Genomic DNA, 8,742 nt, shown 5'->3' with positions numbered 1-8,742 from the left:
GAAAGGGCGCGTTCTGAGTTGAAGAGGTTGTAGACGGAGGCATGAACGGCGGCGAATTGCTGCAAACTTCGCATCTGCCTGAAGCGAAGCATCGCGCGCTCCCTTCGTCGGAAGGGCAGATGTGAGTTCTCTGCTCGGTTGTTCAGCCAGCGGCCGGTTAGCTGGCGATTGAAGTTACCTATCTCTTTCATCGCGGCCCCATAGGATCTCAGCCGGTCGGTCACAATGATCTTAGGCTGGCCATGCTTACGCATTGCTTTTCTTAGGAATTTCAACGCAGCTTTCTTATCCCGCCTCTTTGTCACGAAGCTTTCAAGGCCCTCGCCCTCATGGTCGACGGCTCGCCAGAGATAGTGCGTCACACCGTTGATCTTCACGAAGACCTCGTCCAGATGCCACCGCCAGCGGCTCGATCGCATGCACTGGATCCGCCGCTTGCGGATCTCGGCGGCGAACATAGGTCCGAAGCGCTGCCACCAAAACCGCACTGTCTCGTGGCTGATATCGATGCCACGTTCGTGAAGGAGATCTTCTACATTCCGTAATGAAAGTGGGAACCGAATGTACATCATGACCGCCAGGCGGATGATCTCGGGCGACGTCTTGAAATAGCGGAATGGGCTGCGCTTGGTCATGGCCGGACGCTACGAGATTGCCCGACCTTGCTCAAGGCGATTTGCTCTGACAAAGCCTGGCCGGACGCTACGAGATCGCCCGACCTTGCTCAAGGCGATTTGCTCTGAAAAAGCCCCCGTCATTGCCAGTGTGACGGGCGTCATGTTTTACCTTTACCATTTTATTCCATTTTTTGATGACAAATTTTCCGTATTATGGAATTATCCTATCACGTCACGGTAAACGCGCCAGTTCTGTCCGCAGGGCGCGTCTTACGAGCACGTAGGCTCACCAAGTCCCCGCGAGGAGGCATCAGTCGATGGAAAAGACCTTTCAATTCTCCAACACTCATACAGATTTCCAGGCTCGGGACGCGAGGACGGTTTTCGGCTGGCGCTACGAACCCCGCATCATCTTCAAGGCCGGTAAAGGCGTGAAGCTCATCGACATAGATGACCGCGAATACTACGACCTCACCTCGGGGATGATGTGCATGGTTCTGGGGCATTCTCACCCCGAACTCGCCGAAACAATCCGCGAAATGGCCGGAACCTTCATCCACCAGTCCTCATGGTACAGCAATCCCTGGACAGTCGAGTTCGCTGAGCGCCTGACCGAGAACACGCCCGGCGAGCTAAAGGTCGTCAACTTCGCGATCACCGGCTCCGAAGCCAATGAAATCGCTATGCGCATGGCGCTCGCCTATACTGGCAAATTCGACGTCGTCTCCATGATCCGGGGACTGCACGGGGGCAGCTTGGCAGTCGAGGCGTTGACCACCGTTGGCGGCAACCGCCGAAAGAGTCTTGGGCCCCTTATGTTTCCGGCGAAGGCTAACGCGCTCTTTCCGCCCTTCTGCTATCGCTGCCCTGTCAATCTCGAGTACCCAAGTTGCGATATCGCCTGTCTCAGGTCGAGTGAGGAGCTGCTTGAATTCGCCACCAGCCAGAACATCGCAGCTTTCATGGTCGAAACCATCGCTGTCCCCGGCGGGATGATAATGCCGCCGGACAACTGGTTGAAACGGGTTTCGGAAATGGCAAAGCGCTGGGGCGCCCTGCTGATCCTGGATGAATGCCAGTTGGCGCCCGCCCGCACCGGGAAGATGTGGGCGATGGAACATTACGGCGTGACCCCCGACATCGTGACTTGGGGCAAAGGTCTTTCCGCGGGCATGGCGATCTGCGGCACCATCACCACGCCGGAAATCGCCGAACGCACGCGCGGCAACTGCGGCCTGCCCTGGGCGGGCACCTATTCCAGCGACCCCATGCCGGCTGCGGTGGCGTTGAAGCAACTCGACATCGTCTTGCGCGATAACCTAGCAGAACGGGCCGAGGAGTTAGGCGAGGTCGCCGAGCGGGAACTGGCGACACTCAAGGAAAAATACGAGTGCATCGGCGATATCCGGGGTAAGGGCCTTTACCGAATGCTGGACATCGTCAAGGACAGGAAAACCAAGGCGCCGGATCCCGTAATGGCGGAGCGGATCCGCTACAACTGCGCGCTAGAGGGCGTCTGCGCGATCGCGGTGAAGCATTATTTCCGCTTCGCGCCGCCGCTCATCATCACGGAAGCCGAAATCAAGGACATCGTCGGCCGGATGGATATCGCGATCAAGCGAGCCATGGACGGCTTCCCAAAGGACGTCGACGTCAGGGAATCAAGCTCCCTGTCCGTCGGCGACCGACCCGTCGCTGCGGAGTGACTGCGGGGGGCGATCGGCTGCCAAGTCCTGGTTGCCGACGATCCGTGCTCCGCGCCCGGTGGGTCGCAGCCTTATAGGTCTGAATCACTCAAGGAAAGGAGACGTTCGATGACTTCAAGGCGCGAATTTATTGCAGGGGCAAGCGGGATTGCAGCGGGGGCCGGCTTGGTCGCCGCGCAGGTTACGCCAGCTTCGGCGCAAACCGCCGGCACCAAGTCGAAGCTCGACGAGGTACGGGAACGGGGAAAAGTGATTGTTGGCGTCACCAGCGAAGCGCCGCCCTTCGGTTTCATCGACGAGAAGGGCGAATTAGTGGGCTTCGATATCGATATCGCCAAGCTGATCGCAAAGAGCATCTTTGGAGATGAGACCAAGATTGAGCTGTTCAAGCAGGGCTTTGCCTCGCGCTGGCCGAATACCCAGAATGGCACCATCGATTTCGGTATCATGGTCACCACGATCTATCCGGACCGGGCCCTCCAGGTTGGCTTTACAAGGCCATACATCGACAGTGGTATCGTCCTGGTGGTGCGCAAGGATAGCCCCATCCAGAGCATCGCGGACCTTAACAAACCGGAATTCACCGTTGCCCACTTGACGGCGCCGGTGCAGGAGGAACGGGGCAAGCGCTTTTATCCGGACGCAAAGTTCCTCACCTTCGATTCCGTCTCCGCGCAGTTCAACGCGGTGAAATTGGGCCGGGCGACAGCATGTCAGTTAGATGCTCCGGTCGCGCTCTATTACATGCGCGACAATCCAGAGTTCCGCATCCTCAACGAGTGGCTGACAGACGTCACCGGCAACGGCATCTTCCTTCGCCAGGACGATTTCAAGTGGTGGCTGTTCCTCGACACCGTCGTAGCAGAGATGCTTGGCGGCAGCCGCTACAGCGCCTACAAAGAAATCTACGTGAAATGGTTTGGCGTCGAGCCGCGCCACGCCCGCATGTCGCAGTCCGGCCGTTAGTCCGGACTTGAAGGAGCGTATCCACGTAAAGCGAGCCGCCGTTCCCTTGGCGGGAGTGGCGGCTCTTGCGGCCTCTCATTTGCGAGTGGATACAGCTTAAAGGGGGATCGATGGATTTTCTCGCCCAATCCACCAGCCTCCTGATTATGCTGTTCCCGAGCCTTGTCTCGGGCTTCCTGATCACGGTGAGCGTGGCGGCGGCAGCCATGCCGCTGGCGCTTCTAATCGGCATCCTATTGGTGGGTCCGAGGATGTCAGGTAAAGCGGTCCTCACCTTTCCTGCGGCAGCCTACATTGAGTTCATGCGCAACACGCCGCTGCTGCTGCAGATTTACTTGATTTACTTCGGCTTGCCGCTATTCGGCCTCTATCCCTCGGAGTTTTCTTGCGGCGTGATTGGCATTGCGCTCCAGCATGGGGCCTTCTTCGTGGAAACCTACCGCGGCGGGATCGAATCCATCAGCCCGCGCCAATGGGAGGCGGCCCGCGCCATCGGAATGACGCGCTTCGGCGCGTTCTGGAACGTCATCCTGCCACAAGCCTTGCTTCGAATTCTCGGCCCCCTCGGCAACCAGTTGATCATTCTGGTCAAGGACACCTCGCTGGTCTCGGCTATCGGCGTAGCAGAGCTTACCATGACGGGCAAGGTGGCCATCGAGAGGACAGCCACCTCCATCGAGATCTTCGTCAGCATCGCAATTTTCTACCTAGCCTTGACGTCGTTCTTGGGCGCAGGCACGAGACTGCTGGAACATCGCACCCAGGGGAGGGCTTGAGCTATGCTCGACGTCTTGATCTCCAGCCTGCCATACCTGCTACAAGGTGCATGGATTACGTTGCAACTGGCTTTCGTCGTCGTTACCGCCGGAACCCTCCTGGGCGTCGCAATCGGGGTTCTAGCGAACCTCGGCGGGCGCTTGGTCCGAAGCTTGATCACGCTCTATGTCTTCGTCCTGCGTGGCATTCCGATCATCGTGATCATGCTGCTGGGCTACTACATTTTTCCTTTTCTTGGTTACAGGGTGAACCCCTATATTGCGGTCGGCACGGCCCAGATCATTTATGTTGCCGCCTTCGTTACCGAAATCGTTCGCAGTTCCATCCTTTCGGTTCCGCAAGGACAAACCGCGGCTGCAAAGAGTCTCGGCATGCGACGCTTTGCAATCGTGCGCGAAATCCTGCTGCCGCAGGCCACGCGGATCGCCATTCCGCCGCTGCTAAACAATGCGCTGACCGCCATTAAGCAGACCTCTTATGTCTCTATCGTGGGGGTCTGGGAACTGACCTATGCCGCGCGCGAGGTGGTGGAGCGTACGCTGGCGTCGTTCCAGATATTCCTCGGCGTCATGGCAATCTATTTCCTGATTTGCTATCCCCTGTCCCTGCTTGCCCAATGGAGTGAGCGGCGGACGGTCGTCGTCAATTAGAAATAAGGCAGGGAAACCGAAATGCCGATGATCGAAATCAAGGGATTACGCAAGCGTTTTGGCGATCTTGAGGTTCTGAAAAGAATCGATTTGAGCGTCGAACGCGGCGAAGTGGTTGTGATTTTGGGGCCTAGCGGCTCCGGAAAGTCCACTCTCCTGCGATGCCTGAATTTGCTGGAACCCTTCGAAGAGGGAGAGATTCTGATCGAGGGCAAGCTGATCGGCTATAGCGTCAATGGCAATGGCGCAAGGCTGCGGAACAGCGAGTCGGACAACGCCAAGGTCCGCGAGCAGGTCGGCATGGTCTTCCAAAGCTTCAACCTCTTCCCGCACCGCACGGTCGTGCAAAACGTCATGATGGGGCCGGTCAAAGTGCGGGGAATGGCAAAGGCCGAGGCCGATCGCCTGGCCGGGGACCTTCTCGAGAAGGTAGGCCTGTCGGAGAAGGCTGACGAATATCCCGCGCGTCTATCCGGCGGCCAGCAGCAGCGGGTGGCGATCGCCCGCGCGCTGGCCATGGAGCCGCAGGTCATGCTCTTCGACGAGGTGACCAGCGCCTTGGACCCGGAATTGGTTGGTGAGGTGCTGCGCGTGATTCGGCAACTGGCGGACGAGGGTATGACCATGGTGATCGTGACGCATGAGATCCACTTCGCTCGGGATGTCGGCGATCGTGTCGTATTCATGGACGACGGCGTCATCGTCGAGCAGGGGCCGCCGAGTCAGGTTCTGATGGAGCCTGATTCGCCGCGCCTGAAGCTCTTTCTTCGGCGATTTCAGGGTGACTATCTGGCAGAATAGTCCGCATGACAACGAGTGAACGAGCACCACCAGACTCTCCAACGGCGAAGATCATGACCGTTCTCGATTGCGTGGCGCAACAGGGCGGCGTTTCCACAGTTCACATTGCTGAACAGACCGGCTTGCCACCACCAACGGCACATCGCATCTGTTCCGAGCTGGAGCGACTGGGGCACCTGCAGCGCGTTCCCGGTTCCAGAAACTGGATGGTCTCCCGCCCGCTGGTCGATCTCTCGGCGCGGGTTCTCGCCAGCGCCGCCATGACAACCGCAGCGGATGCCGTACTTACGTCGCTTACCCGCGAGATTGGAGAGATGACGAGTTTTGGCGTGCAGGTGGCCGACCACGTGGTTTACCTGGCGAGTGCCGAGGCGCCGCAGGAACTGACCCTTTCCTTCCGTGCCGGGCGCAAGGCGCCTTTGTTTTGCACTTCCAGCGGTCGGCTCTTCCTCGCGCGCCTCAAGGGTGACGAGCTTGAGGCCTATCTTGAGGCCTCCGAGCGGCCCAGCTACACGCCCTACACCGTGACCGACAAGGCAAGTCTTCGCCGAGCCATCGAACAGGTGCGAACGGAGGGTTATGCAATCACTTGCCAGGAGTACCTTCTTCACGTCGCGGGAGCGGCCGTGCCGGTCGTCGGCGATCATGGCCTGTTCCTTGGCGCCCTCTCAGTCGCAGCCCCCGATGTGCGCACCAGCGCAGAAAAGCTCCTCGAGATCGTACCCCACCTGCAGAATGCCAGTGAGCTCTTTGCGAAATGCCTGAAAGGGCACTGTCGGCGTTGACACGTTAACTCGGCAACACGAGAGCAATCGCTTCTCGCCATTGTATCGCTAGGCAGCTTTGCAGGCACCAGCCCACACCGCGAATGCGTTGGATCGAAGGACCTTGTAGCTTGGTTGACTGAGGAGATGACGCTGACAGTTGAAGGGGTTGTAGATGGCGGCGTGAACGGATAGGAAGCGTTGAGCGGAGCCTGGTGACTTGAAGCCTTGTTGCCTTCGCTCTCGTCGTCGAACGGGCTGATGAGAGTTCTCTGCTCGGTTGTTCAGCCAGCGGCCACATACCTGGCGAGCTGCGGTCCCAATATCCCTGAGTGCCGCACCGTACGATCTCAGCCGATCGGTCACGATAACCTCGGGCCGACCGTGCTTGCGCAGTGCTTTCCTCAGGAATTTCAACGCAGCTTTCTTATCGCGCCTCTTCGTTACGAAGCTTTCCAGAACCTCACCCTCGTGATCCACGGCGCGCCATAGATAATGTATCTCGCCATTGATCTTCACGAACACCTCATCCAGATGCCATCGCCAGTGGCTTGATCGCAGGCGTTGGATCCGTCGCTTGCGGATCTCAGAAGCGAACCGTTTCATGGCTGATATCGATGCCGCGTTCGTGAAGGAGATCCTCTACATTCCGAAGTGAGAGTGGAAAGCGAATATACATCATAACCGCTAGGCGGATGATTTCGGGCGACGTCTTGAAATAGCGGAAGGGGTTTCGTTTGGTCATGGCCGGACGCTACGAGATCGCCCGACCTTGCTCAAGGCAATTTGCTCTGACAGAACCAACGGGACCGCTGCCAGGGTACCCCGAGGCATTGTCTGGACTTCAAAGCCCGATCCTCTGATTGGGCCCGGCAAGCGGACTTCATCAGGGCCAGCGGTCACATGCACCGCGCCAAAAGGCCGGACACATGACCGCACCCCGCAACGACCGTCAGAAGCTCAAATCAACCCTTGCGCAAACGGAGCCAATGGTATGGACCCCGCCCTCGCGGCGGAGTGAAATCTCGGACGTAAACTGCAGCGAAGGAGGAATGTCATGCAGATCGTTCGGATAGGGTTGGACTTGGCAAAGTACGTGTTTGAGGTTCACGGTGTCGACAGCCGTGGAAAAGCTGTTGTGCGAAAGACATTGCGTCGCGATGCAGTGTCCCACTTCTTTGCCAATCTGCCACCGTGCCTAGTTGGCGTCGAAGCCTCGAACGGAGCGCATTATTGGGCAAAGGTGCTGACCGACCTTGGTCATGAAGTGCGGCTGATCAGCCCTCAGTTCGTGACGCCCTATGTCAAATCCAACAAGAATGACCGGAATGATGCAGAAGCTATCTGCGAAGCCGTTGGCCGGCCATCCATGCGCTTCGTGCCGCCGAAATCCGCCGACCAGTTGGCGGTACAAGCCATTCATCGCATTCGCCGGCGACTGGTTGCGGATCGGGTCCGGCTCGTCAACCAGATCCGCGGTCTCCTCTCTGAGCATGGGATTGTCATTGCCCGTGATATCTCGCAACTGCGACGCCGTCTCGCGGACATTGTCGGCAGGAGCGACGATGGCTTGAGCGAACTCGTCCGCTCGCTTATGAGGGACCTACAGACGGAAATGGTCGACCTCGATCTGCGAATAACGTCCTATGACCGGCGAATACGGGAGATCTTCCGCAACAGCGAGCCGTGCCAGCGGCTTGGGAAGATCGAGGGCATCGGACCTGTCACGGCAACAGCGTTGATTGCCGCTGTCGGCGATCGATCCTGCTTCAAGAATGGTCGCCAGTTCGCCGCATGGCTGGGCCTCGTACCGAAGCAGCGATCGAGTGGTGGTCGAACTCGATTATATGGCATCAGCAAGCGTGGTGACCGCTACTTGCGTACTCTGCTGATCCACGGCGCTCGAGCAGCTTTGGGTCGAGCAGGCGGCAAACAGGATCCACGGAGCCTCTGGCTCAATAAGTTACGGCAACGCCGACATCCCAACATAGCGGCCGTCGCACTTGCCAATAAGAATGCACGGATCGTGTGGGCCATGCTCGCCGGCGACACATCCTACGAACCGGCGCCGACGGTGAAGGCAACCTGAGGCAAGGCCACAAAAGGAAGAAAGCAAAGGAGGTCTCACCCCAGCAATTGCAGCAAATGGCAGGAGATGGCGAAACGGTCACACCGTCGCTTCCCAAACCTGGTGTGTGGACCGGCATGGCTTCGGCCAATGTCTCGGAGCCATTGAGGTAGAAGCGGGCGAAAACCCATCGAGGCTCGCGGCGAAAAATAGTCGAGCCGCATCAGGAAGCCGGATATACGTCAGCAGTTGTGGCCTTTGATCCTAATCCAGCCATCCCGTTGCAATCGGGCGGGGTTCATATACGTCCACACATGACAATACCCCATGCCGCGCCAATTTTTAATTATCATTCTGCAATAACAAATAAATTGCGCAGAACGTAACGCGTTG

At 58.2% G+C, this 8,742-nt stretch carries 8 protein-coding genes and 1 pseudogene; 7 read left to right on the top strand and 2 right to left on the bottom strand.

All coding sequences use genetic code 11. The annotated features are described in order from the left end of the window. Positions 1–635, bottom strand: a 635-nt coding sequence (locus FHR98_RS16440; RefSeq protein ID WP_183417830.1) for an IS6 family transposase, incomplete at its 3' end; no start/stop codon positions are given. 299 nt (positions 636–934) lie between these two features. Here FHR98_RS16440 and FHR98_RS16435 point away from each other — a divergent pair. From FHR98_RS16435 to FHR98_RS16410, 6 genes are all read left to right on the top strand, one after another. Then, a complete protein-coding gene (locus FHR98_RS16435; RefSeq protein WP_183417829.1) occupies positions 935–2,323 on the top strand; it encodes an aspartate aminotransferase family protein in 1,389 nt (462 codons plus the stop codon). 108 nt (positions 2,324–2,431) lie between these two features. Further along, positions 2,432–3,289 carry a transporter substrate-binding domain-containing protein gene (locus FHR98_RS16430; protein ID WP_183417828.1) on the top strand — a complete coding sequence of 286 codons (858 nt, stop codon included), beginning with the start codon at positions 2,432–2,434 and terminating at the stop codon, positions 3,287–3,289. A gap of 110 nt (positions 3,290–3,399) precedes the next feature. Then, positions 3,400–4,065: an amino acid ABC transporter permease gene (locus FHR98_RS16425; RefSeq protein WP_183417827.1), complete on the top strand. Its 666-nt coding sequence runs from the start codon at positions 3,400–3,402 to the stop codon at positions 4,063–4,065. Between the two features lie 3 nt (positions 4,066–4,068). Next, on the top strand, positions 4,069–4,716 hold the full coding sequence (locus FHR98_RS16420) for an amino acid ABC transporter permease (protein WP_183417826.1): 648 nt from the start codon (positions 4,069–4,071) through the stop codon (positions 4,714–4,716). A gap of 27 nt (positions 4,717–4,743) precedes the next feature. Next, a complete protein-coding gene (locus FHR98_RS16415; protein ID WP_183417834.1) occupies positions 4,744–5,517 on the top strand; it encodes an amino acid ABC transporter ATP-binding protein in 774 nt (257 codons plus the stop codon). Positions 5,518–5,570: 53 nt separating this feature from the next. Beyond that, positions 5,571–6,302: an IclR family transcriptional regulator gene (locus FHR98_RS16410; RefSeq protein WP_183417825.1), complete on the top strand. Its 732-nt coding sequence runs from the start codon at positions 5,571–5,573 to the stop codon at positions 6,300–6,302. A gap of 48 nt (positions 6,303–6,350) precedes the next feature. Here the strand turns inward: FHR98_RS16410 and FHR98_RS16405 are convergent. Continuing rightward, positions 6,351–7,026 (bottom strand): annotated as a pseudogene (locus FHR98_RS16405) (IS6 family transposase). A 312-nt stretch (positions 7,027–7,338) separates the two neighbouring features. Between FHR98_RS16405 and FHR98_RS16400 the strand changes: the two are divergent. Beyond that, entirely contained in the window at positions 7,339–8,370 is a 1,032-nt protein-coding gene (locus tag FHR98_RS16400; RefSeq protein WP_183417824.1) for an IS110 family RNA-guided transposase, read from the top strand. Positions 8,371–8,742 lie beyond the last annotated feature (372 nt).

It is taken from the genome of Limibacillus halophilus, from assembly GCF_014191775.1.
In the GTDB taxonomy this organism is placed as follows: Bacteria; Pseudomonadota; Alphaproteobacteria; order Kiloniellales; family CECT-8803; genus Limibacillus; species Limibacillus halophilus.
The sequence above is the reverse complement of the archived record's forward strand: the minus strand, read 5'-3'. Positions and strand labels throughout refer to the sequence as shown.

Bases quoted from the DNA above. Each gene is read 5' to 3' on its own strand.
- FHR98_RS16415 (WP_183417834.1), top strand. From the start codon at position 4,744: ATGATCGAAATCAAGGGATTACGCAAGCGTTTTGGCGATCTTGAGGTT.
- FHR98_RS16410 (WP_183417825.1), top strand. From the start codon at position 5,571: ATGACCGTTCTCGATTGCGTGGCGCAACAGGGCGGCGTTTCCACAGTT.
- FHR98_RS16400 (WP_183417824.1), top strand. From the start codon at position 7,339: ATGCAGATCGTTCGGATAGGGTTGGACTTGGCAAAGTACGTGTTTGAG.
- FHR98_RS16435 (WP_183417829.1), top strand. From the start codon at position 935: ATGGAAAAGACCTTTCAATTCTCCAACACTCATACAGATTTCCAGGCT.
- FHR98_RS16425 (WP_183417827.1), top strand. From the start codon at position 3,400: ATGGATTTTCTCGCCCAATCCACCAGCCTCCTGATTATGCTGTTCCCG.
- FHR98_RS16430 (WP_183417828.1), top strand. From the start codon at position 2,432: ATGACTTCAAGGCGCGAATTTATTGCAGGGGCAAGCGGGATTGCAGCG.
- FHR98_RS16420 (WP_183417826.1), top strand. From the start codon at position 4,069: ATGCTCGACGTCTTGATCTCCAGCCTGCCATACCTGCTACAAGGTGCA.